We start from the raw sequence: 21,900 nt of genomic DNA on the forward strand, positions 1-21,900 counted from the left end.
GACCTGGCTGTACATTCCCGTCCCAACGACTAACGATGGAGGACCCCGTTGGCCAGGCGCGCGCTGATCACCGGCATCACCGGGCAGGACGGTTCCTACCTGGCCGAGCATCTGCTCTCCCTGGGCTACGAGGTGTGGGGGCTGGCCAGAGGACAGGCCAACCCGCGGGTGTCCCGGATGCGCAAGCTGCTGGCCGACGTCCAGGTCGTCAGGGGCGACCTGCTCGACCAGGGCTCGTTGATCTCCGCGGTGGAGAAGGTGCGGCCCGACGAGGTCTACAACCTCGGGGCGATCTCGTTCGTGCCGATGTCGTGGGAGCAGGCCGAACTGACGGCCGAGGTCACCGGCATGGGCGTGCTGCGGATGCTCGAGGCCATCAGGGTGTGCTCCTCGCGCGGCGCCTCCATCCGCTTCTACCAGGCCTCGTCCTCCGAGATGTTCGGGCAGGTCAGCGAGACGCCGCAGAACGAGCGCACCTCCTTCCACCCGCGCTCGCCGTACGGGGTGGCCAAGGCCTACGGGCACTTCCTCACCCAGAACTACCGGGAGTCCTACGGCATGTACGCCGTGTCGGGGATCCTGTTCAACCACGAGTCGCCGCGACGCGGCGCCGAGTTCGTCACGCGCAAGGTGTCGCTCGGGGTGGCCCGGATCAAGCTGGGGCTCGCCTCGGAGCTGCGGCTCGGCAACCTCGAGGCGCGGCGCGACTGGGGGTTCGCCGGCGACTACGTCAAGGCGATGCACCTCATGCTGCAGGCCGACGCGCCCGAGGACTACGTGATCGGCACGGGACGCACGCAGTCGGTGCGGGAACTCGTCGAGGCGGCGTTCAAGGCGGCCGACCTGGACTGGGAGCGGTACGTCGTGTGCGACCAGGCGCTGCACCGGCCGGCCGAGGTGGACCTGCTGTGCGCCGACCCGAAGAAGGCGCGCACCCAGCTGGGGTGGGAGCCCGTGGTGTCGTTCGAGGAACTCGTGGCGATGATGGTCGAATCGGACATCCGCCTGCTCTCCAACGGGGGCGACCCCGACCAGGACAGCTCCTGGCCCTGACCCCTGGTGCGGGTGCGGGTGCGGGCGGTAGGCGGCTCTGCACCCCTGGTGCGGGTGGGGGCGGTAGGCGGCCCTGACCCCCGGCACGGGGTGTGGACGGCTGTGACCTCGCCGGCCCCGCATGGCGGTGGCCTTGGCGCGGCGTGGCTGTGGACAGCCGCTCGCTCATCCACAGAAACCCGTTCGGTCGTCGCCGCCCGCGCCCCTCCCCAGCATGCTGTCCCCGTGCCAGCCTCCCTCCTCGACCGAGCCCGCCTGTTCACCGGCCTCGTCCCCGGCTCCACCGCGTGCCATCGCACCGCCGCCCACGTCTGGGGCCTGCACGCCCTCGACGACAGTGAGGACGAGTGGCCGGTGGAGCTCGCCGTACCGCGGGCCACGCACCTCCCGGGGTGCACCGTCCATCAGGTGAGCCTGCCGCCGGCCGACGTGACCGAGCACAGGTCCGTCCGGGTGACCACACCCGAGCGCACCGCCGTCGACTGCGCCCGGCACCTCCCGCGGCGCGACGGCGTCGCCATCGTCGACCAGTTCCTGCGCCGCGGCGTCGACCACGACGCGCTCATGCGCCGCGCCACCGGCTTCGGGCGGCTGTGGGAGACGCTCGCCATGGCCGACAGGGGCGCAGCCTCCCCCCGCGAGACGTGGCTGCGGGTCATCCTCGTCGAAGGCGGCCTGCCCAGACCCGCCACCCAGATCCGCGTCGACCTGCCGGGTGACCGGCTCGCCTACCTCGACCTCGGCTGGCCCGCGCACTTCCTCGGCGTCGAGTACGACGGGCACGAGCACCACAGCTCGCCCGCCGACCGGCGGCGCGACGCCAACCGCCGCGCCGCCCTGCGAGAGGCGGGATGGCGGGTCATCCCCGTCAGGCGCGACGTCGTCCCCGCCCGCTCCGCCGACCTCGTCGAGCAGGTCGCCAACGCCCTCATCGAATGCGGCTGGCAGCCCGCTCCGGCCGAGGTCACCCGCATCCTCGCCCGGCTGCGCACCGCTCGCCGCCGACGGTGGTGATCACGGATGCAGCGACAGCCCCTTGGTGACCTTGTCCACCGTGTTCCTGGGCCCGTAGAGCGCCAACCCCACCACCTGCAGGTCCTCGGCCGCCACCGCCCGCACCGCGGCCCTGTTGTCGTTGTCGTTGCCCGTCTTGAACAACTCCTCGGTGTAGACGGCCACCCGTACCCCCCTGGCCAGGGCGCGCTCGCGCACCCGGGCGAGGTCCTCCCCGTCGCCGGCGTAGACGAGCACCGGCTGCCTGAACATCGGCAGGTAGACGTTGCCCGACCCGTCCTCGTACGGCTGCCCGACCGTCTCGGGCTCCCCACCCGCCACAGCGCTGGAGAGGAAGGCGGTGACGTTCAGCTTCTGCCAGACAGCGAGATCCCGGCGGACCACGATGCCGATCTTCGTATCGAACCGCATGCGCCCAGCCTTCCGTTTCACGGCCCAGGCGGTCTTGAACGCTCGTGCGCACCTTGGGCTCCTCCTGCCCGCGCGTACGGCCGGCGGTCACGCTCCGCCGTCACCGACCCGCAGGGGTGGGCGGCGGGCCCAGGTGGCCCAGCGCCAGAGCCATTCCAGCGGACCTTGGCGGTATCTCCGCAGCCAGAGCGTGGACCACAGCCACTGCACGGCGAGGATGGCGCCGGCGATCGCCACGACCATGGCCGAGGTCCAGCCGTCAGGCGAGCTGCCGATGAGACGGGCGGTCACCAGGACCAGGAGCGTGGCGGTCAGGTAGTTGGTCAGCGCCATGCGGCCCAGCGGCGCGAACACCCTCTGGAGCACCGGCCGCAGCGGCGTTCTGAGCAGGAGCAGCAGAGCGCACACGTACGCACCGGCGATCAGCAACCCGGCGAGGCCGAACCAGGGGTGCGAGTCACCAGCCGGCGTTTCGATCTGCAGCAGGACGGCGGGCACCGCCCCCGCCGCGAAGAGCAGGCCCAGCGCGGCCGGACCCCACACGGCACGCTCGATCCTGTCGATCACGCCGTACCGGGTCAGCGCCGAGCCCAGCAGGAACAACCCGGGCACCAACGGCACGCCGTTGCCGCCGAGAATCGGCGGCAACACCAGGAGGACCGCGGCGAGTCCCGCGACGGCCCAGCGCGGCAGCCAGGTCGAGGGCAGCAGCACCAGCAGGCCGACGACGGCATAGATGGTCAGGATGTCGCCCCGCCACAACACGAACATGTGCACCAGGCCGATGGCGAGCAGCGCCAAGAGGCGGCGCAGCAGGAGCACCCGCGGGTGCGGGACCTTCCGTCCCGCGGAGTCCAGCAGCAGCGAGAAGCCGACCCCGAACAGCAGGGAAAAGATCGGGAAGAAGCGCTGGTCGACGAACAGCCCCAGCCAGGCGCCGTCATCCTGACTCGCCGCCACCATGGGCTGCGTCACCGATGCGCCGTCGGCCATGTGGGCGATCGGCTTGACGTTGGCCAGCAGGATTCCGCACAGGGCGAACCCGCGGACGACGTCGAGCGCGGCGATGCGAGGGCGGCCGGCCGAGCGCGGCTCCCCATGGGCGGCGACGTGGCGACCTGCCTGCTCGGACAGCCCGGGTGGGGGAGCAGCAGTGCCACCCGGCTCGTGGTGGCCGGGCCGAAGCCGGGCGTGCTGGGGCGGGCGGAACTCTGCATCGGACGGGTGGAACTCTTCACGGGACATGAGGACACATCCTGCGGATCCGGGTCCGGGAGCGGCACGGGTCGAAAGCAGGGTTCGCGGCAGCGGGACCGTACTTTCGGCCGGTTCAGCGCAAGGGCTCGGCGGCCTAGCCTGAAGCGCGTGAACGGCCGTGATCGACTGGACGGGCGCCCCGAGGGCGAGGCCGGCGCCCGGGGTGTGGCGACGGCGGCTGAGGCCGAGGTCCGGGGCGTCGGGACGGCGGCTGAGGCCGAGGTCCGGGGCGTCGGGACGGTGGCCGAGGCCGGCGTCCGAGGTGTGGGATCGCGGGCGAGGCTGAGACTCCTGGTGGGGACGGTGGCCAATTCCGATGTCCGAGGTATGCGGGTGGCGGGCGAGGCCGGGCTCGGGGTCGTGTTCGCCGGTCTGCTGGCCTTCTGGGCCTATCGGGTCGCGGACAGTTGGGGCGGCGGCTACTGGACGTTCGGGTGCGTGGCCGGGGCGATCGTGTGCGGGCTCGCCCTGGCGCGGCGGCGCGGCCGGGCGTGGGCGGCCCTCGCCGGCCTGGCCGTCGCGGTGGCGGCCGTCCTGGCCTCCCGGTTCGGCGGACTGCCGGCCGAGCCCGGCCCGGCCATGGCCCTGGCCCTGTCCGTGCTGGTCGGGTCGGCGGTCAGGGCGCTTCCTGTCCTCCAGGCCTGCGCCGTCGCTGCCGGTGGGCTGGCGGTGGCCGCAAGCAGCCTGCTCAGCGCCCACGCGTCCGCCTCCCCCCTCCCGCCCGTGACGGCGCTGAACGCCGGCGCATGGCTCGCCGGGGTCGCGATCGGGCTGTGCTCACGGCTGCTGGCCGCCCGCCGCCGGGCCATGGCCGAGGACGTACGCCGCCACGAGCGCCTCCAACTCGCCAGGGAACTGCACGACGTCGTCGCCCACCACGTCACCGGCATCGTGCTCCAGGCCCAGGCCGCCCAGGTCCTCGCCCGCAAGCAGCCGGACCGGCTGAGCGGCCCCCTGTCCGACATCGAGACCGCCGGCTCCGACGCGCTGGCCGCCACCCGCCGCCTCGTCGGCCTGCTTCGGGAGGCCGTTCCGCCCACGCCGCCTCGCGAGAGCCTCGCCGACCTGGTCGAGCGCTTCGACGGACCCGACGTACGCCTGCGCCTGCCCGGCGGCGAGGACGAGCCGGCCTGGCCGCCCGAGGTGAGCAGCACCGTCTACCGGGTGGTCCAGGAGTCGCTGACGAACGTCGCCCGCCACGCCCCGCACGCCCAATGCGTCGAGGTCACCGTCGCCCGCGAGCACGACACGGTCACGGTGGAGGTCTCCGACGACGCCCCGCCCGCCCCGGAACGGCGCTACCGCCGCGGCGGATACGGACTGGTCGGCATGCGCGAACGCCTGGAGGCGCTGGGCGGCACGCTCCGCGCCGGTCCCCGCCCAGGGCAGGCCGGCTGGTCGGTGCTCGCCACCCTGCCCCTGCCCACCCGCTCGCTCACCCGCCCGCCTGCCGGAAACGTCGATGACCATCCCAAGGAGCGACCATGACCATCCCGGAAGGGCTGATGACGGTCGGGGAGCGGGCGCTTGTGACGTTCGTGGATGGGCTGGTGAGGGTGGGGTGGGGGTGCCCGTGACGATCCTGGAGGGGCGATGACGACCGGGCGAGGGGGCCCATGACGATCAGTGTCCTGCTGGCCGATGATCAGGCGATGGTGCGCGCCAGCCTGCGCGTCATTCTCGAGGACCAGCCCGGTATCGAGGTCGTCGCCGAGGCCGCCGACGGCGACGAGGCGGTCGTCCTGGCCCGGCGGCTGCGCCCGGACGTGTGCCTGGTCGACATCCAGATGCCCCGCCTCAACGGCATCGAGGTCACCCGCGCTCTGGCCGGGCCCGGCGTGTCCGACCCGCTGCGAGTCGTCGTGGTCACCACGTTCGACCTCGACGAGTACGTCTACGGCGCGCTCCGCGGCGGCGCCGTCGGCTTCGTGCTCAAGGACGCCGGACCGGACCTGCTGGTGGAGGCCGTCCGGGCGGTGCATGCCGGGGACGCGCTCATCTCCCCGTCGATCACCCTGCGGTTGTTGCGTCACGTGACGTCCTCCGGGGCCCCTGCCGCCCGCCGTTCCGCGCAGCCGCTGTCGGAACGGGAGACCGAGATCGTCAGGGCGATCGCCAGAGGCCGCACCAACCAGGAGATCGCCGCCGAACTGTTCATCTCGCTCAGCACGGTCAAAGGCCACGTCTCCGCCGTCCTGACCAAGCTCGGCGTCCGCAACCGGGTCGAGATCGTCTCCTGGGCCTGGGAAAGCGGCCTGATGGGCGGCTGGTAGCAGCCCACCCCACCTGATGGCCCCGGAGCCCCACGGCTCTAAGGCGCGGGGTGCGTAGTCGTGGAGCGAGCTCGCCGACGGTCTGCTCTGGCCTGCCGATGAGTACGCCCGCGACCAGGACAGCCAGCAGGCACCCCCGCCCGTAACCCCGACGACACGATGCGACGGACACAGATGCGGCGGACACAATGGGAAGGTGACGCGTGACTGGTCTCGCTACTGGCGCTCTCCCGACAGGCCGCTGGAGGCGATGCACGCCCACTTCGAGCAGCACGTCTACCACCGCCACAGCCACGACACCTACTCCTTCGGCGTCACCGAGATCGGCGCGCAGGCCTTCACGTGCAGGGGCTCGGCCCACACCAGCGCCACCGGCATGGTCATGGCGTTCAACCCCGACGACCCCCACGACGGCCACGCCGCGGACCGGTTCGGGTTCACCTACCGGATCATCCACATCGGCCCCGAGGTGGTCGCCGACGCCCTGGAGGACAGCACGGGCAGCCGCCTGGGCCTGCCCCTGTTCACGGCACCCGTCCTGGAAGACCCCGTGCTTGCCCACACGTTGCACGCCCTCCACCGCGCCCTCCTCGGTGGCGCCTCCACCCTGCGCCGCGACGAACTGCTCAGGGCCACGGTCGCCGCGATGGTCCGCCGCGGCAGCACCACCGGGGACCTGCCCAGCGGCACACCGCTAACCGGCGCCCAGCTCATCGCCGAACGCGTCCGCCGCCGCCTCGACGACTCGCCGCTGGACGATCTCACCGCCGCCGACCTCGCCCAGGCCGCAGGGTGCAGCCGTTTCACGGTCTACCGGGCCTTCCAGTCGGCGTACGGCTTCGCGCCGAGCGACTACCAGCGCCAGCTCAGGCTCAGGATCGCCCGGCGCCTCATCGCCCGCGGGCTTCCCCTCGCCGAGGTGGCCACCCAGTCGGGGTTCGCCGACCAGAGCCACCTGACCCGCTGGTTCACCCGCACCTACGGCGTCACCCCCGGCATCTACCGTCAGGCAGGCCTTCTTCCCAGGAGATGACACACCGTACGACGGCTCGCCGGCTCCTGCGGACACCGAGGCCGGACGAGGAAGCATGCCTGACCGGTGACCAGAACGCGCCAGCCCCCGTCCGGGGTCTCTTCCAGGTCCCTGGCGTCGCTACGCCTTCATCTCGATCGCAATCCCACCTTCGACCGTTGCCGCCAGTGCCGCGGTTGGAGATGGTTGCTGGACGGGTGCGCTCGTGGACGGCGTGCCCTGTGCCGGGTATCCCTGTCCCGGCCTGTTGCCCTCGATGTGCCCTCTCTGCGAGCCGAAGCTGCCCTTCAGGCATGTCAGGCGCACCCGGAGGCGTTCGCCTGCGGACGTGCTCTGCGGATGTGCCCTCAGGAGGACGTGCCTTGCGGACGTGTCCTGCGGATGTGTCCTCAGGAGAGGATGACGGGAAGGTCCTTGATGCCGTTGATGAAGTTGGAGCGCAGCCGCCGGGCCTCGCCGGTCTGTCGTATCCGGGGGAATCTCCTGGCCAGTTGCTCGAACAGCACCCGCAGTTCCAGCTTGGCCAGATGGTTGCCGAGGCAGAAGTGCGCTCCTCCGCCGCCGAAGCCGATGTGCGGGTTCGGGTTGCGGCCGACGTCGAACGTCTCGGGGTCGGTGAAGACGGCGGCGTCCCTGTTGGCCGAGGAGTAGAACACGACCACCTTGTCGTCGGCTTTGACGGGTTGCCCGCCGAGAGTGAGGTCGGCGGTGGCCGTCCTGCGGAAGAGGTTGACCGGCGAGACCCAGCGGACGATCTCGTCGGCCGCGGTCCTGGCGAGCGTGGGGTCGGCGGCGAGCCGTTCCCACTGGTCGGGGTGCTCGAAGAGGGCGAGCATCCCGCCGGACGCGGCGTTGCGCGTGGTCTCGTTGCCGGCCACGACGAGGAGCAGGACGAACAGCTCGAACTCGTTCTCGGTGAGGCGTTCGCCGTTCTCGTCGGGCTGGAGGAGCTTGGTGACGATGTCGTCGCGAGGGGCGACGCGGCGTTGGGCCGCGAGCGTGGAGGCGTAGGAGTAGACCTCCATGGCGGCGGCGCCGCCCTCATCGGGGGAGGCGGCGTAGTCGGGGTCCTGGGCGCCGATCATGCGGTTCGACCAGGTGAAGAGCTTGTCGCGGTCGGCGACGGGGGCGCCGAGGAGTTCGCAGATCACGTAGAGCGGCAGGGGAGCGGCGATCTCGGTGACGAAGTCGGTGTCTCCTGAGCACTTGTCGAGGAGGTCGTCGCAGATGTCGCGGATGTGCTGCTCGAGGGCGCTGATCGTGCGAGGGGTGAAGCCGCGGTTGACCAGGGCGCGCCGCCTGGTGTGCTCGGGCGGATCCTGGTTGAGCATCATCATCCGCTGCAGCGCGCGCTGCTCCTCGGGCATCTCGTTGAACAGGGCGAGCTTGCGCGCCGACGAGAACAGGTCCGAGTGGCGGGAGACGTGGGTGACGTCCTCGTGCCGGGTGACGGCCCAGAAGCCCGGCTCGCCGGGGTGCCAGTAGACGGGCGCGTGTTCCCGGAGCCAGCGCAGTTGCTCGTGCGGGGGGCCGGAGGTCGCGTACTGGTCCTGATCGACGAGATCGATGTGCACGAGCCGTCACCTCGACTTGATCAAGCGCTTGGTAGGACAATGTATTGAAACGTGTTCTATTACACGGCCGGACAACGGTCAAGGCGCCGATCGGTGCCTTCCGCATGCCGTCGCCGTCCCGGATGGGCGGCGCTTCCGCTGTGACACCTGCCCGCGTAGACGCCTGGAGGCGCCTCCTCCTACGTGTGCGCGCCCCGCCGTGCGGGCTGGCTCCGTCGATGGAGGCTGGGGGCCGTCCTTCTGTAGGGGGTCGGCATCCGCCTGCCGGCAGGATCCGGCCGAGCCCTGGTGATACAGGTTCTCGACTCGGGATCAGAGGATGCCGGGGGCGCGACATGCCGAGGTCTCGGGGCTCCCACCTGTACGGCGGGTGCCGGACCGTGCGTCGTCGGGTCGCCTGTACGGCGGATGCCCCGGCTCCGCATGTCGAGGGTAAGGCGCGTGTCCGGCGTGTGCCGGACCGTGGTCGTCGAAGGTTCACTGGGTCGCTGTATGGCGGGTGCCGGACCGTGCGTGTCGAAGGATTGTCGGCTCGATGTATGGCGGGTGCCGGACCGTGCGTGTCGAAGGATTGTCGGCCCGATGTATGGCGGGTGCGGGACCGTGCGTGTCGAGGGTTTGTCGGCCCGCCTGTACGGCGGGTGCCGGGCCGCCATATGTCGTCGTCCTCACAGGTGCCGGGTGCCGAAGTCCACGCGCATCTCCTTGATGCCGTTGATGAAGTTGGAGCGCAGCCGGCGGACCTCGCCCGCCGGGGCGATGTCGGGCAGGCGGCGGGCGATGGTCTCGAACAGCACGCGCAGCTCCATCCTGGCCAGGTGCGCGCCGAGGCAGAAGTGCGGCCCTCCGCCGCCGAAGCCGAGGTGCGGGTTCGGGTCCCTGCCGATGTCGAACACCTCGGGATGCGCGAACACCGACGGGTCCCGGTTGGCGGCGCTGTAGTAGACCACGATCTTGTCGCCGCGGCTGACCGGTTGGCCGCCGATGCTGGTGTCGGCCATCGCGGTCCGGCGGAACTGCATGACCGGCGTGGCCCACCGGACGATCTCCTCGACCGCGGTGGGAAGCAGTTCGGGATGCGCCAGCAGCCGCCGCCACTGCTCCGGGTGGTCGAAGAACGCCTTCATCCCGAGCGAGGCCGCGTTGCGTGTGGTCTCGTTGCCCGCCACGGCCAGCAGGATCGTGAACATCCCGACGTCGTCGGGTGACAGCACCGCCCCGTCGGCGTCCGGAGTGATCATCTTGGTGATCAGGTCGTCGCGGGGGTCGTGGGTGCGCTCGGCCGCCAGCGCGTTGCCGTACGCCATCAGCTCGCTCCCCGCGGCCTGCCCGTCCTCGTAGGTGGTCTGGAACTCGGGGTCGTCCCACCCGATCAGCCGGTTCGACAGGTCGAACAGCAGGTCCCTGTCCTCGACGGGCGCGCCGAGCAGTTCGCAGATCACCTGCAGTGGGAGCGGCGCGGCGACCTGGGTGACGAAGTCGCCCTCGCCCGAGCACCGGTCGAGGAGGTCGTCGCAGACCTCCCTGATGTGCTGTTCGAGCCTGCTGATCATGCGGGGGGTGAATCCCTTGTTGACCAGCGAACGCCGTTTGGAGTGCTCGGGCGGGTCCTGGTTGAGCATCAGCAGCCGTTGCAGTTCCTTGTCAGGCTCCGGGTACTCCCCGCTCATCGCCAGGCCCTCGTAGGAGGAGAACAGTTCGGGGTGCCTGGAGACGTGCACCACGTCGGCGTGCCTGGTGACCGCCCAGAATCCTGGGCTTTGCGGGTCGGGGTGCCAGTGCACGGGGGAGTGCTCCCGCAGCCATGCCAGATCCCGGTACGGCACGCCGCGCTCGTAGACGGCGGGGTCGTAGAGCTCGATCATGCGGCGGCTCCTCACTTGATCAAGCGCTTGGTCTCGTAAGTGTTGTATTACGGTCCTGTACGCCCGTCAAGGAGTACTGCTTTTCTAGCTAGGTTGCATTCCTAACTAGCTTGTTTTACGGTCTAAGTCGTTACGGAAACTTCCTCGATGGTCGGAGGTCGCCCCCCATGCCTGTCGTCCTGTTCGCGCTCCTGGTGATCCACCTGGCCGTCGTCAGCCCCCTGCTCGGCCGCCGCTCCTACGCCGCCCTGCGCGAGAACCGGAGCCGGTACACGCGGATGTCCCTCATCTGGATCGGCGAGCTGGGGGCGATCGCGCTCGTGGCGCTGGCGATCGTCGGGCTGTCCCCCGAGTTGGACCTGGCGGGCATCGGCCTGCTCGCGACCGAGGACCTCTCGACGGTGCTCGGGATGATCGTCGGCCTGACGATCGTGACCCTCGCCGCCGGCCTGGTGATCCGGCTCAAGAAGATCACGATGCCGGGGCAGGCCGCGTTCGAGGCGCTCATCCCCAGGACGGCGGGCGAGCGCTGGCTCGCGCTCGGCCTGGCCATCAGCGCAGGCGTCTGCGAGGAGATCGTCTACCGGGGGTTGCTGATCTCGGGCTTCATGTCGATCCTCGACCTTCCCCGGCCGGTCGCGGCGGGCCTGGCACTGGCGATCTTCGTCGTGGGGCACCTCTACCAGGGCTGGAGGGGCATGGTGATGGTGACGCTCGCCGGGTTCTCCCTCACGATGCTCTACTTCTCGACCGGGTCGCTGCTCCTGCCGATCGTGCTGCACGTCCTGGTCGACGTCCGCTCCCTCCTCATCACGCCCCGGCTCGCCCCCACCGCCGAGGGCAGGGAGAACGGCACGGCGGGCGTCCCCACCGCCCACGCCTGACCGCTTCCCGCTGCCGGCGGGACCACCCGACCTCTCCTCACCCCGAGCCGCCGGTGCGGCTCGGGGTGAGGTGTTGGACGGCCCGCCGAGGCACACGCCGTGGCCGGGGAAGCGAAGGGCTTGCCGGATCAGGCAGGAAGATCAACGGGCGGCGAGGTGGGCCGTTCCAATGGCTGGAGATCGCTGGGCGGCGAGGTGGGGCCTGCGTGCGGCGAGGTGGGGTCGGCGTGCGGCGAGGTGGGGCTTGCGTGCGGCAAGGCGGGCCGGCGGGCGGCGAGTTGGGGCCTGCGTGCGGCAAGGCGGGCCGGCGGGCGGTGAGGCGGCGGCCGTTCGGGTGACTGGAGATCGGGGGCGGGCCGTCTCGAGGGGTGGGGGTCGGTGGGGAGGGAAGGCGGGCTGCTGGGCTGGCGGTGTAGGTGGTGGAGCGGGATAGGTAGCATCACTACCGTGGAAAGATGGGGCGCATGACCGCTGATCGCCGTGCGAGCTGGCTCAAGGGCGTGCTCGACCTCCTGGTCCTCGCCAGCCTCACCGAGGGCGAGAACTACGGCTACGAGATCGCCAAGAGCCTCGCCGAATCAGGCCTGGGCCAGATCAAGGGCGGCACCCTCTATCCCGTCCTCAACCGCCTGGAGGAGGCCGGCCTGGTCGCCGCCGAGTTCCGGGTGACCGAGCGGGGCCCCGGCCGTCGCTACTACCGGCTCACCGAGCAGGGCAGGCGGACGCTCACCGAGCAGGGCGGCCTGTGGCTCGCGTTCGACCGGTCCGTGCGGTCGGTGCTGGAGCAGGGAGGCGTCAATTGAGCCGCTACTTCGACGAGCTCGCCGTACGGCTGCGCGAACGCGGGATTCCGGAGGAGACCGTGCGGGCCACGGTCGCCGATCTGAGCGCTTACCTGGCCGAGACCGGCGCCGACCCGGAGGAGGAGTTCGGCACGGCGGAGGAGTTCGCCGAGCAGCTCAAGGTGACGCCGGAGACGGAGCCGGCCGTCCAGGCCGACACCTGGCGCTGGACCGCCGACATCTTCGTCGACGAGCGGCGGCTGAACGAGTTCGGTGACCAGGGCTGGGAGGTCGACAAGGTCGACGCGCTCGGCTGGTTCGTCAGCCATCGCGATCCGCGCGAGCCCCAGCGGTGGGAGTACCGCAGGGAGGTCGGCACCCGCAAGGGCAGGCAGGCGCTGGCCGAGCGGCTGGCCCCCGACGGCTGGGAACCGTGCGGCACGTGGGTGTTCTACGAGTACTTCAAGCGTCCGAAGGCCGCCAGCCTGGGTCCTGACGCGGCGATCGACTCGCCGCCGAGCGCTCCGGCGAAGGGCGTCTTCTTCAGCAGGCGGTTCTACGCGCTGATCGTGGTCATGGTGGTGGCGCTGGCCGGGGCGCTGGCGTTGCTGCCGTCGGCGTCGGGCGCGGGGGAGGGGTTCCTGGTGGGCCTGCTCCTCGGCGCCGCGGGCGCTGGGCTGGCCGGTCTGGTCGCCCTCTGGGTGGCCGCCCGCCGCCATGACAGGTCCCGCCGCGAACCCTGACGTCGAAGGCCGACCGCCGGCGGGCCTCAGGGGAACACGCGGCCCCCCGAAGAGGGCCGCGTGCCGTTCCAGGTGTCAGAACGCGAGCCGCTGCCAGTTCGGCACCTCGCTCGCGCTCAACGTCCGCGCGAAGATCGCCATCCGGTCGACGGCCCCGCTGAGCCGCTGTCCGCCGCCCTGGTCGGCGGCGAAGCGCAGCGGCCGGGTGGCGCACCCGGTGATCCCGTCGGCGGGTACCTTGGCCCCGCCCGCACGGGCGCCGTCGACGTACACGGTGATCGTGCCGTCCCGGCCCATGGTGATGACCAGGTCGACGTACTTGTTCGCGGGCACCGTCGCGTCGGTGGTCACGTTCAGGCCCGCTCCGATGAAGCGGACCTTGCCGGCGGGCGTCAGGTCCATCAGGACGCCGTCGGTGCCGGGGTCGCCGGAGGGCTGGAAGTCGAACAGCCGCCGGTATCCCGACCCGGCCGTCTTGACGCGGGCCGCGAACGACGCCTCGGGCAGGAAGCCGAGCGTCGTCGGCGCGGTCGTCAGGTAGGTGGACCCGTCGAGCACCAGCCCTCCGTCGCCGTCGTAGGCGGCGTTGCCGGTCACGGTGGCGTTCCTGCCGTTGCCCGAGGTGTCGGTGACGGTCGAGCCCGAGCTGGGGTCCCATGCCACGAGGGGCTTGTCGGGGGACGGCACCGCGCAGGGGGCGACGGCGAGCACGGCGCCGCCGGTGCCGGACCACGCGTCTCCTCGGGCGGTCGCGACGACGCGTGCCGTGCGCGAGCCGTCGGCGGGTCCCGAGGTGACGGTGAACGTCGCCGTCCTGCTGCCGCCGCCGGGCACGCCCGGCAGTTCGGCGGACGACGGGGTGGCGGTCCAGCCCTTCGGCAGTGCCAGCGTCACCGCGCTTCCCGGTACGGCACGCCCGCCGGTGGCCGACACGGTGACCTCGACCGGGAAGCTCGCCTGCGGTCCCGTCGCGGCGGGCGCCTTGACCGCGACCGCGACCTGTCCGGCGATCGTGTAGGTCTGCCCCGCCCTGGCGGTGAAGGTGATGGTGTCGCCGTCGCGGGTGTGCGGGACCTTCTTCCCGCCGGCGTCGACGAGGCGGTACCGGCCGGCGATCACCTTGTTGCGCACCTTCAGCGGTCCTGCGGATCCGGCGCGCAGGGTGATCTCGGTGGCGGTGCCGCGGTCCCACGCGGCGTCGACGGTCACGTTGCCGCGGGCGCGCAGCCCCTTGACCGAGCCCGTGGCCCAGGCGGACGGCAGCGCGGGCAGCACGTGGACCACACCGGACTGCGACTGGAGCAGCATCTCGGCCATGCCCGAGGTGGCGCCGAAGTTGCCGTCGATCTGGAACGGCGGGTGCGTGTCCCAGAGGTTGTCCAGGGTGCTGCCGCGCAGCTGCTCGCCGAGCATCTTGAACGCGTGGTCGCCGTCGAGCAGCCGCGCCCAGAAGTTGATCTTCCAGGCCTTCGACCAGCCGGTGCCGCCGTCGCCGCGCGCGGTCAGCGAGACCTTGGCCGCCTCGGCCATCGGGGTGCCCGCGGTGATCTGCCGTCCGGGGTGCAGGGCGAACAGGTGGGAGACGTGCCGGTGGGTGTTGCTGGGGTCGTCCCAGTCGGTCTTCCACTCCTGGAGCTGTCCCCAGCCGCCGACGCGCAGGCCGGGGTCGAGCTTGGCCAGCGCCTGCCGTACCTCCGGCTCGTCCTCGCCGAGGACGGCGGCGGCCTCCAGCACGTTGGTGAACAGGTCGTGGACGATCTGCTGGGACATCGACGCGCCGGCGGAGAAGTCGCCCTGCTCGGGGGAGTAGCTGGGGGAGACGACGAGCTTGCCGTCGCGCGGGTCGGTGTGGAGGTTGTCCACCCAGAACAGCGCGGCCTCGCGCATCGCCGGGTAGACCGAGCGCAGGTAGGCGGTGTCGCCGCCGAAGCGGTAGTGGTCGAACAGCTGCTGGGTGGTCCACGCGGCCGCCTCGGGGAACCAGAAGGCGGTCGCCCAGTCGTGGACCCCGGTGTAGCCGAACGGGTTGGTCTCGTTGTGGACGACCCAGCCCCGCGAGCCGAACATCTCACTGGCGGTGCGCCGGCCGGGGGCGATCATGGCCTTGACGAAGTCGTCGTAGGGCCTGGTGGTCTCGGCGAGGTTGGTCTGCTCGGCCAGCCAGTAGTTCATCTGCAGGTTGATGTTGACGTGGTAGTCGGCCGACCACGGCGGGCTGGTGGAGTTGTTCCACACGCCCTGCAGGTTCGCCGGCAGCGAGCCCTCCCTGGAGGAGGCGATCAGCAGGTAGCGGCCGTAGGCGAAGAACATCGCCTCCAGCGCCCTGTCGTCGGTGGATCCGCCGCCGGTGTAGGCCCTGAGCAGCTGGTCGGTCGGGATGCGCGGGGTCTGCTGCCCGAGGTCGAGCCGTACCCTGTCGAACAGGCCGCGGTGGTCGTCCAGGTGCGCGCTCCTGAGCGCGTCGTAGCCGCGGGCCGCCGCCTGGTCGACGGCGGCGGTGACCTTGGCGTGCGGGTCCTCGCCGCGGTAGGCGGGATACGTGCCGGCGTAGTCGGTGCCGGCCGACAGCACGAACATCGCGCTGTCGGCGCCGGTCACCGTGATCCGGTCGGCCCCGTCGGTACGGCTGCCGCCGCTGGTGACGACCTGGACCTGCGACTCGAACCGCATGCCGTTGTCGGCAAGGGCGCCGCGGACGGTGAGGCGGCCGTCCTTGACGCTCACGGTCTTGTCGTCGCGCGGTGACGAGGTGCGCAGCGTGAAGGAGACCTTGCCCGCCTCGGAGGCGCTCAGCCTGCCGACGATCACGTTGCCCGGGTGGCTGGCGAAGTACTCGCGGGTGTAGGTGACGCCGCCCGAGGTGTAGCCGACCTTCGCGACGGCTTCGCGCAGGCTCAGTTCCCTGCGGTAGCCGGTGGCGGCGGTGTGCCCGGTGTCCAGCCAGAGGTCGCCGAAGGTCTGGTAGGCGCCGAAGCCGCTCTTGGGCTGGCCGAGTTTCCTGGCCACGTCGTCAGGCGACATCTTGCCGTCGCGGTCGATCTGGGCCTGTACCTCGGCGATCGCGCCCGGTCGGGGGCTGGTCCAGTTGCCGTGGGTGTAGCCGCTCCTGGATCCGGGGCCGCCGGTCCACAGCGTCTTCTCGTTGAACTGCAGTTGCTCGGTCGCCACCCCGCCGAACACGGTCGCGCCGAGCGCGCCGTTGCCGATGGGCAGGGACTGCGTCTCCCAGCTGGTGGCGGGCTTGTCGTACCAGAGCGTGAGGTCGTCGGGCGGGTCGAGGGCGGTGGCCGCGCTCGCCGGAGAGGTCACGGGCGACACTCCGATCATGAGGGCGGACAGCATGACTAACGCAAGCCGAGGGGCCACGGATTCCTCCGGTGACTGGTGGATGTGCGCCACGTTGTTAACACTTGAAAGGTGGGGGTAACAAGAGCTTCGATCCGATGTTTAGTTGGATTTTTCGTTCACATACAGGGACAGATCTCCATAGATCCAGGTCACGGATCGGATGTATCTGCGATGGAGGGCTTGACAGTCATGCGGCCACCCTCGAGCATCTGAGGGCGAGACATCCGATGTATAGCTGAAGGATGCGGTGTGAAGCTGCTGCGAGTTGGACCGGTCGGCCAGGAGCGGCCCGCGGTGATGGACGCGGGTGGAAGCCTGTACGACATCGGAGAGCCCGAAATCGACGGGGCTTTCCTCGCCTCAGGGGGAGTGGCGCGCGTCCGGGCCGCGCTGGAGCGCGGCGACCTGCCGGTGATCGACGCCGAGGGCCTGCGGGTCGGCCCCCCGATCGCCAGGCCAGGCAAGATCGTGTGCATCGGCCTCAACTACAGCGACCACGCGGCCGAGACCGGGGCCACCCCGCCTGCCGAGCCCGTGGTGTTCATGAAGGCGCCCAACACCGTGGTCGGCCCCGACGACGGGATCCTGGTGCCCCGCGGCAGCGTGAAGACCGACTGGGAGGTCGAGCTCGCCGTCGTCATCGGGCGGACCTGCCGCTACCTGGAGTCGCGTGAGGACGCGCTGGCCGCGATCGCCGGTTACGCGATCTCCAACGACGTCTCCGAGCGCGAGTTCCAGCTGGAGCGCGGCGGCCAGTGGGACAAGGGCAAGTCGTGCGAGACCTTCAACCCGCTCGGCCCCTGGCTGGTCACCGCCGACGAGGTGGCCGACCCGCAGGACCTCGGCATGCGGCTGTGGGTGAACGGCGAGCTGCGCCAGAACGGCAACAGCAAGAACATGATCTTCGGCGTGGCCGAGATCGTCCGCTACCTGAGCGCGTTCATGGTGCTGGAGCCCGGTGACGTCATCAACACCGGCACGCCCGCCGGGGTCGCGCTCGGCCTGCCCGGCCAGCCGTACCTCAGGGCGGGCGACGTCGTCGAGCTGGAGATCGACGGGCTCGGACGGCAGCGCCAGACGGTGGGCCAGGCATGAGTGACTACCGGATCGTGGGCATGGAGACCCACGACATCCGCTTCCCGACCTCGCGGGAGCTCGACGGCTCCGACGCGATGAACCCCGATCCCGACTACTCGGCCGCCTACGTGGTGCTGAAGACCGACGACGGCTTCGAGGGGCACGGCTTCGCGTTCACCATCGGCCGCGGCAACGACGTGCAGACCGCGGCCATCAGGGCGCTGGAGCCGTACGTGATCGGCAGGGACGCCGAGGACCTCGGCGGCCTGTACAAGACGATGGTCTGGGACTCCCAGCTGCGCTGGCTCGGCCCGGAGAAGGGCGTCATGCACATGGCGGTCTCCGCCGTGGTCAACGCCCTGTGGGACCTCAAGGCCAAACGCGAGGGCAAGCCGCTGTGGCTGCTGCTCGGCGAGATGACCCCTGAGCAGATCGTCGACCTGGTCGACTTCCGCTACCTGAGCGACGCGCTGACCCGCGACGAGGCGCTGGCGATCCTGCGCAGGGGCGCCGCCGGCAAGGCCGAGCGGATCGCCTACCTCCAGGAGCACGGCTACCCCGCCTACACGACCTCCCCCGGCTGGCTCGGCTACGACGACGACAAGCTGCGCCGCCTGTGCAAGGAGGCCCTGGACGACGGCTTCGGGCAGATCAAGCTGAAGGTCGGCGCCGACCTCGACGACGACATCCGCCGCCTCAAGGTCGCCCGCGAGGTCTGCGGCCCCGACTTCCCCATCGCGATCGACGCCAACCAGCGGTGGGACGTGGGCGCGGCCATCCGCTGGGTCAACGCGCTGGCCGAGTTCGCCCCCCACTGGGTGGAGGAGCCCACCAGCCCCGACGACGTGCTCGGCCACGCCACCATCGCCAGGGCCGTCGCCCCGATCAGGGTGGCCACCGGCGAGCACGTCCAGAACCGCATGATCTTCAAGCAGATGCTGCAGGCGGGCTCGATGTCCTACCTCCAGCTCGACTCCGCCAGGGTCGGCGGCGTCAACGAGAACATCGCGATCCTGCTGCTGGCCGCCAGGTTCGGCGTGCCCGTCTGCCCGCACGCGGGCGGCGTCGGGCTGTGCGAGCTGGTCCAGCACCTGTCCATGTTCGACTACGTGGCGGTCACCGGGACGATGGAGGGACGGGTCATCGAGTACGTCGACCACTTGCACGAGCACTTCGAGGACCCGGTCGTGATCGAGCACGGCCGTTACGCCGCGCCGCGCCGCCCCGGCTTCAGCTCCGAGATGCGCCGCGCGTCCATCGCCGCCCACTCCTTTCCCGACGGTGAGGTCTGGAGGAACCAGTGACAGACATCAGAGCTCTCGTGACGGGCGGCGGATCCGGCATCGGGCTCGCCACCGCCGAGGCGTTCGCCGCCCGCGGCTGGCAGGTGGCCTGCCTGGACCTCAACCCGCCGGGTGATCCGTTCATCGCCGTCAAGGCCGACATCACCGACGACGACCAGGTCCGTACGGCTGTCGCGGAGGCCGCCGAGCGGATGGGCGGGCTCGACGTCCTGGTGAACAACGCGGGCATCGGCGCGCAGGGCACGATCGAGGACAACCCGGACGCCGAGTGGCAGCGGGTGTTCGACGTCAACGTGCTCGGCATCGTGCGGGTGTCGCGGGCGGCGCTGCCGTACCTGAGGCGGTCGGGCCACGCCTCGATCGTGAACACCTGCTCCATCGCGGCCACCGCGGGGCTGCCCGACCGGGCGCTCTACAGCGCGACCAAGGGCGCCGTGCTGTCGCTGACGCTGGCGATGGCCGCCGACCACGTGCGGGAGGGCATTCGGGTCAACTGCGTCAACCCCGGCACCGCCGACACCCCGTGGGTCGGCAGGCTGCTGGACGCCGCCGTCGACCCGGAGGCCGAGCGGGCCGCGCTCAACGCCCGCCAGCCGATGGGCCGCCTGGTCTCCGCGCGGGAGGTGGCCGCGGCCATCGCCTACCTGGCCGGCCCGGAAGCGGGCGCGACCACCGGCACCTCGCTCGCCGTGGACGGCGGCATGCAGGGCCTCCGCCTACGCCCGAGCAACGAGCAACACACCCCCCAAGAAGAGGCGACATCATGAAGTTCGGCCCCGTGGTCGCGAGCGCGGCCCTCCTGGCTCTCATCACCGCGTGCGGCAGCTCCACCGGGAGCGGCGCCAGCCCGCGCGCCGCCCAGGGCGGCGGCACCGGCGGAAAGATCGGTATCGACCACCCGCGGGCCGACTCCGACTTCTGGAACTCCTACATCAAGTACGTCCCGAAGATGGCGGCCGAGCTCAAGGTCGACCTGATGAACCCGACCAACTCCCAGAACGACGTGGCCAAGCTGGTCGCCAACACCCAGGCGCTGGTCAGCCAGGGCGCCAAGGTCATGGTCATGGCCCCGCAGGACACCGGCGCCATCGCCTCCACGCTCCAGCAGCTGGAGAACAAGAACATCCCGGTCGTGACCGTGGACACCCGTCCCGACAAGGGCAAGGTCTTCATGGTCGTCCGCGCCGACAACCGCGCGTACGGCACCAAGGCCTGCGAGTTCCTCGGCGAGAAGCTGGGCGGCAAGGGCAAGGTCGTCGAGCTGATGGGCGCGCTGTCGTCGGTCAACGGCCGTGACCGCGCCGAGGCGTTCCGCGAGTGCATGAAGACCAAGTTCCCCGGGATCACCGTCTTCGAGGAGCCCACCGAGTGGGACGGCGGCAAGGCCGCCTCCATGCTGCAGACCCGCCTGGAGCAGAACCCGGACGTCAAGGGCATCTACATGCACGCCGGAGGCGTCCACCTGGCGCCCACGCTGCAGGTGCTGAAGGCCAAGAACCTGCTGGTCGCCCCCGAGGACCCCAAGCACGTCTTCGTGGTGTCGAACGACGGCATCCCGCAGGAGTTCGAGGCGATCCGCAAGGGCGAGATCGACGCCACGGTCTCCCAGCCCGCCGACCTCTACGCGAAGTACGCGCTGTTCTACGCCAAGGCCGCCGCCGAGGGCAAGACGTTCAAGCCCGGCCCGACCGACCACGACTCGACCATCATCCAGCTGCCCAACGGTCTCGAGGACCAGCTTCCCGCTCCGCTCGTGACCAAGGAGAATGTCGACGACCCGAACCTCTGGGGCAACCAGGTCAAGTAATGAACATTCACGTTGAAGCCCGGAACATCGTGAAGCGCTTCGGCCCGACCGTCGCGCTGAACGGAGCCGGCATCTCCATCGCAGAGGGCGAGACCCACGCCCTTGTCGGCAGGAACGGCGCGGGCAAGTCCACGCTGGTGTCGATCCTGACCGGGCTCCAGCGCCCAGACGAGGGCGAGGTGCTGTTCTCCGGGCAGGCGGCGCCCGCTCTCGCCGACAGGGACGCCTGGCGGCGGCGGGTCGCCTGCGTCTACCAGAAGTCGACGATCATCCCCGAGCTGACGGTCGCCGAGAACCTCTTCCTCAACCGGCAGACCACCGGCGGGATGATCAGGTGGAAGGACCTGCGCGCCCGCGCCCGCGAGGTGCTGGACACCTACCAGGTCGACGTCGACGCCGACATGCTCGCCGGCGACCTCGGCGTCGAGCGGCGCCAGCTCGTGGAGATCGCCCGCGCGCTGTCGTTCGGCGCGACGTTCATCATCCTCGACGAGCCGACCGCCCAGCTCGACGGGCCCGCCATCGAGCGGCTCTTCGAGCGCATGCGCTCGCTGCGCGAGCAGGGCGTCACCATGATGTTCATCTCGCATCACCTGGACGAGGTGTACGAGATCTGCCAGAGCGTCTCGGTCTTCCGCGACGCCAGGCACGTCCTGACCAGCGCGGTCGCCGACCTGCCGCACGACGAGCTGGTCGCGGCCATGACCGGCGAGGCCACCGGCGCCTACGAGTACCGCTCCCGCACGCCCGGCACGGACGTGGTGATCGCGGCGCGGAACCTGTCGCTCAACGGCCGCTACAGCGACGTCGACCTGGAGGTCCGCTCGGGCGAGATCGTCGGCCTCGCCGGCTCGGGCAGCAGCGGCAAGATCGGTCTGGCCGAGACGCTGGTGGGGCTGCGCAGGGCCGACTCGGGCGTGGTGAACGTCAACGGCACCCCGATCAAGGACGTGCCGTCCGCGCTCAGGGCGGGTCTCGGGTTCGTCCCCCAGGACCGGCACCACGAGGGTTTCGTCCCGCTGCTGTCGATCGGGGAGAACGCCACCCTCCCCATCGCCCACAAGCTGGGCAGGTTCGGCTTCGTCTCGCCCGCGGCCAGGCGGGCGCGTGCCGTACGGATGATCGAGGATCTCGACATCAAGACCGAGGGGCCCGACCAGCCGGTCGGCGACCTGTCGGGCGGCAACGCGCAGAAGGTGGTGCTCGCCAGGGCGCTGGCCGACGACCCCCGGGCGGTCGTGGTGATCAACCCGACGGCGGGCGTCGACGTGAAGGCCAAGCAGTCGCTGCTCGGCGCGGTCGAGGACGCCGTGGACCGGGGAGCCGGAGCCGTGCTGGTCTCCGACGAGCTGGACGACCTGCGCGTCTGCGACAGGGTGCTGGTGATGTTCCACGGCAGGGTCGTGAAGGACGTGCCACGTGGGTGGAGTGACCACGAGCTCGTGGCCGTGATGGAAGGTATCGAACAGTGACAA

At 70.8% G+C, this 21,900-nt stretch carries 18 protein-coding genes; 13 read left to right on the forward strand and 5 right to left on the reverse strand.

All coding sequences use genetic code 11. From position 1 onward, the window contains the following. Window positions 1-48 precede the first annotated feature (48 nt). Together ACWENQ_RS39255 and ACWENQ_RS39260 are read left to right on the forward strand one after the other, a co-directional pair. Entirely contained in the window at window positions 49-1,053 is a 1,005-nt protein-coding gene (locus ACWENQ_RS39255; RefSeq protein WP_354909995.1) for a GDP-mannose 4,6-dehydratase, read from the forward strand. A gap of 225 nt (window positions 1,054-1,278) precedes the next feature. Continuing rightward, entirely contained in the window at window positions 1,279-2,067 is a 789-nt protein-coding gene (locus ACWENQ_RS39260; RefSeq protein WP_452418782.1) for a hypothetical protein, read from the forward strand. Here the strand turns inward: ACWENQ_RS39260 and ACWENQ_RS39265 are convergent, their stop codons facing one another. Further along, window positions 2,068-2,478, reverse strand: coding sequence for a DUF2000 family protein (locus tag ACWENQ_RS39265; protein ID WP_452418784.1), 411 nt, complete (start codon window positions 2,476-2,478; stop codon window positions 2,068-2,070). Window positions 2,479-2,565: 87 nt separating this feature from the next. Beyond that, window positions 2,566-3,723: a DUF418 domain-containing protein gene (locus tag ACWENQ_RS39270; RefSeq protein WP_452418785.1), complete on the reverse strand. Its 1,158-nt coding sequence runs from the start codon at window positions 3,721-3,723 to the stop codon at window positions 2,566-2,568. 120 nt (window positions 3,724-3,843) lie between these two features. Here ACWENQ_RS39270 and ACWENQ_RS39275 point away from each other — a divergent pair, with 120 nt between their 5' ends. The 3 genes from ACWENQ_RS39275 (at window position 3,844) to ACWENQ_RS39285 (ending at window position 7,041) form a co-directional block, all read left to right on the forward strand. Further along, on the forward strand, window positions 3,844-5,223 hold the full coding sequence (locus ACWENQ_RS39275; RefSeq protein WP_452418787.1) for a sensor histidine kinase: 1,380 nt from the start codon (window positions 3,844-3,846) through the stop codon (window positions 5,221-5,223). A gap of 128 nt (window positions 5,224-5,351) precedes the next feature. After that, complete coding sequence (locus ACWENQ_RS39280; RefSeq protein WP_452418788.1) at window positions 5,352-6,008, forward strand: response regulator; 657 nt, start codon at window positions 5,352-5,354, stop codon at window positions 6,006-6,008. Window positions 6,009-6,204: 196 nt separating this feature from the next. After that, complete coding sequence (locus ACWENQ_RS39285; protein ID WP_452418790.1) at window positions 6,205-7,041, forward strand: AraC family transcriptional regulator; 837 nt, start codon at window positions 6,205-6,207, stop codon at window positions 7,039-7,041. A gap of 389 nt (window positions 7,042-7,430) precedes the next feature. Here the strand turns inward: ACWENQ_RS39285 and ACWENQ_RS39290 are convergent, their stop codons facing one another. Beyond that, the gene (locus tag ACWENQ_RS39290) at window positions 7,431-8,615 is read right to left on the reverse strand and encodes a cytochrome P450 (RefSeq protein WP_452418791.1); all 1,185 of its coding nucleotides are present in this window, start codon (window positions 8,613-8,615) and stop codon (window positions 7,431-7,433) included. Between the two features lie 668 nt (window positions 8,616-9,283). Further along, window positions 9,284-10,480 carry a cytochrome P450 gene (locus ACWENQ_RS39295; RefSeq protein WP_452418793.1) on the reverse strand — a complete coding sequence of 399 codons (1,197 nt, stop codon included), beginning with the start codon at window positions 10,478-10,480 and terminating at the stop codon, window positions 9,284-9,286. Window positions 10,481-10,647: 167 nt separating this feature from the next. Between ACWENQ_RS39295 and ACWENQ_RS39300 the strand changes: the two genes are divergently transcribed. The 3 genes from ACWENQ_RS39300 to ACWENQ_RS39310 all read left to right on the forward strand — a co-directional run bounded on the left by ACWENQ_RS39300 (window position 10,648) and on the right by ACWENQ_RS39310 (window position 12,889). Beyond that, window positions 10,648-11,364, forward strand: a complete 717-nt coding sequence (locus tag ACWENQ_RS39300) for a CPBP family intramembrane glutamic endopeptidase (protein ID WP_452418794.1) — start codon at window positions 10,648-10,650, stop codon at window positions 11,362-11,364. 464 nt (window positions 11,365-11,828) lie between these two features. Continuing rightward, window positions 11,829-12,167 (forward strand): PadR family transcriptional regulator, encoded by a 339-nt coding sequence (locus ACWENQ_RS39305; protein WP_354909969.1) that lies wholly within the window; start codon window positions 11,829-11,831, stop codon window positions 12,165-12,167. Beyond that, a complete protein-coding gene (locus ACWENQ_RS39310) occupies window positions 12,164-12,889 on the forward strand; it encodes a hypothetical protein (RefSeq protein ID WP_449928459.1) in 726 nt (241 codons plus the stop codon). The genes ACWENQ_RS39305 and ACWENQ_RS39310 overlap by 4 nt, the downstream gene beginning before the upstream one ends. A gap of 75 nt (window positions 12,890-12,964) precedes the next feature. On the opposite strand, the gene ACWENQ_RS39315 is transcribed toward ACWENQ_RS39310, so the two are convergent. Continuing rightward, a complete protein-coding gene (locus ACWENQ_RS39315) occupies window positions 12,965-16,216 on the reverse strand; it encodes a glycosyl hydrolase family 95 catalytic domain-containing protein (RefSeq protein WP_452418796.1) in 3,252 nt (1,083 codons plus the stop codon). 270 nt (window positions 16,217-16,486) lie between these two features. Here ACWENQ_RS39315 and ACWENQ_RS39320 point away from each other — a divergent pair, with 270 nt between their 5' ends. The 5 genes from ACWENQ_RS39320 to ACWENQ_RS39340 are packed head-to-tail and all read left to right on the forward strand — an operon-like array spanning window position 16,487 to window position 21,897. Further along, window positions 16,487-17,332 carry a fumarylacetoacetate hydrolase family protein gene (locus tag ACWENQ_RS39320; RefSeq protein WP_452418797.1) on the forward strand — a complete coding sequence of 282 codons (846 nt, stop codon included), beginning with the start codon at window positions 16,487-16,489 and terminating at the stop codon, window positions 17,330-17,332. Next, complete coding sequence (locus tag ACWENQ_RS39325; RefSeq protein ID WP_452418799.1) at window positions 17,329-18,618, forward strand: L-fuconate dehydratase; 1,290 nt, start codon at window positions 17,329-17,331, stop codon at window positions 18,616-18,618. The genes ACWENQ_RS39320 and ACWENQ_RS39325 overlap by 4 nt, the downstream gene beginning before the upstream one ends. Beyond that, window positions 18,615-19,385 carry an SDR family NAD(P)-dependent oxidoreductase gene (locus ACWENQ_RS39330; RefSeq protein WP_452418801.1) on the forward strand — a complete coding sequence of 257 codons (771 nt, stop codon included), beginning with the start codon at window positions 18,615-18,617 and terminating at the stop codon, window positions 19,383-19,385. Before ACWENQ_RS39325 ends, ACWENQ_RS39330 begins: the two co-directional genes overlap by 4 nt. Beyond that, complete coding sequence (locus tag ACWENQ_RS39335) at window positions 19,382-20,425, forward strand: sugar ABC transporter substrate-binding protein (RefSeq protein WP_452418803.1); 1,044 nt, start codon at window positions 19,382-19,384, stop codon at window positions 20,423-20,425. The genes ACWENQ_RS39330 and ACWENQ_RS39335 overlap by 4 nt, the downstream gene beginning before the upstream one ends. After that, complete coding sequence (locus ACWENQ_RS39340) at window positions 20,425-21,897, forward strand: sugar ABC transporter ATP-binding protein (protein ID WP_449928466.1); 1,473 nt, start codon at window positions 20,425-20,427, stop codon at window positions 21,895-21,897. The genes ACWENQ_RS39335 and ACWENQ_RS39340 overlap by 1 nt, the downstream gene beginning before the upstream one ends. Window positions 21,898-21,900: the final 3 nt, after the last annotated feature.

The sequence above is a fragment of the Nonomuraea sp. NPDC004354 genome (assembly GCF_053602555.1).

Excerpts from the sequence above, each read along its gene's own strand:
- ACWENQ_RS39265 (WP_452418784.1), bottom strand. The coding sequence starts at position 2,478 with ATGCGGTTCGATACGAAGATCGGCATCGTGGTCCGCCGGGATCTCGCT.
- ACWENQ_RS39270 (WP_452418785.1), bottom strand. The coding sequence starts at position 3,723 with ATGTCCCGTGAAGAGTTCCACCCGTCCGATGCAGAGTTCCGCCCGCCC.
- ACWENQ_RS39280 (WP_452418788.1), top strand. The coding sequence starts at position 5,352 with ATGACGATCAGTGTCCTGCTGGCCGATGATCAGGCGATGGTGCGCGCC.
- ACWENQ_RS39295 (WP_452418793.1), bottom strand. The coding sequence starts at position 10,480 with ATGATCGAGCTCTACGACCCCGCCGTCTACGAGCGCGGCGTGCCGTAC.
- ACWENQ_RS39300 (WP_452418794.1), top strand. The coding sequence starts at position 10,648 with ATGCCTGTCGTCCTGTTCGCGCTCCTGGTGATCCACCTGGCCGTCGTC.
- ACWENQ_RS39305 (WP_354909969.1), top strand. The coding sequence starts at position 11,829 with ATGACCGCTGATCGCCGTGCGAGCTGGCTCAAGGGCGTGCTCGACCTC.
- ACWENQ_RS39315 (WP_452418796.1), bottom strand. The coding sequence starts at position 16,216 with ATGATCGGAGTGTCGCCCGTGACCTCTCCGGCGAGCGCGGCCACCGCC.
- ACWENQ_RS39325 (WP_452418799.1), top strand. The coding sequence starts at position 17,329 with ATGAGTGACTACCGGATCGTGGGCATGGAGACCCACGACATCCGCTTC.
- ACWENQ_RS39335 (WP_452418803.1), top strand. The coding sequence starts at position 19,382 with ATGAAGTTCGGCCCCGTGGTCGCGAGCGCGGCCCTCCTGGCTCTCATC.
- ACWENQ_RS39340 (WP_449928466.1), top strand. The coding sequence starts at position 20,425 with ATGAACATTCACGTTGAAGCCCGGAACATCGTGAAGCGCTTCGGCCCG.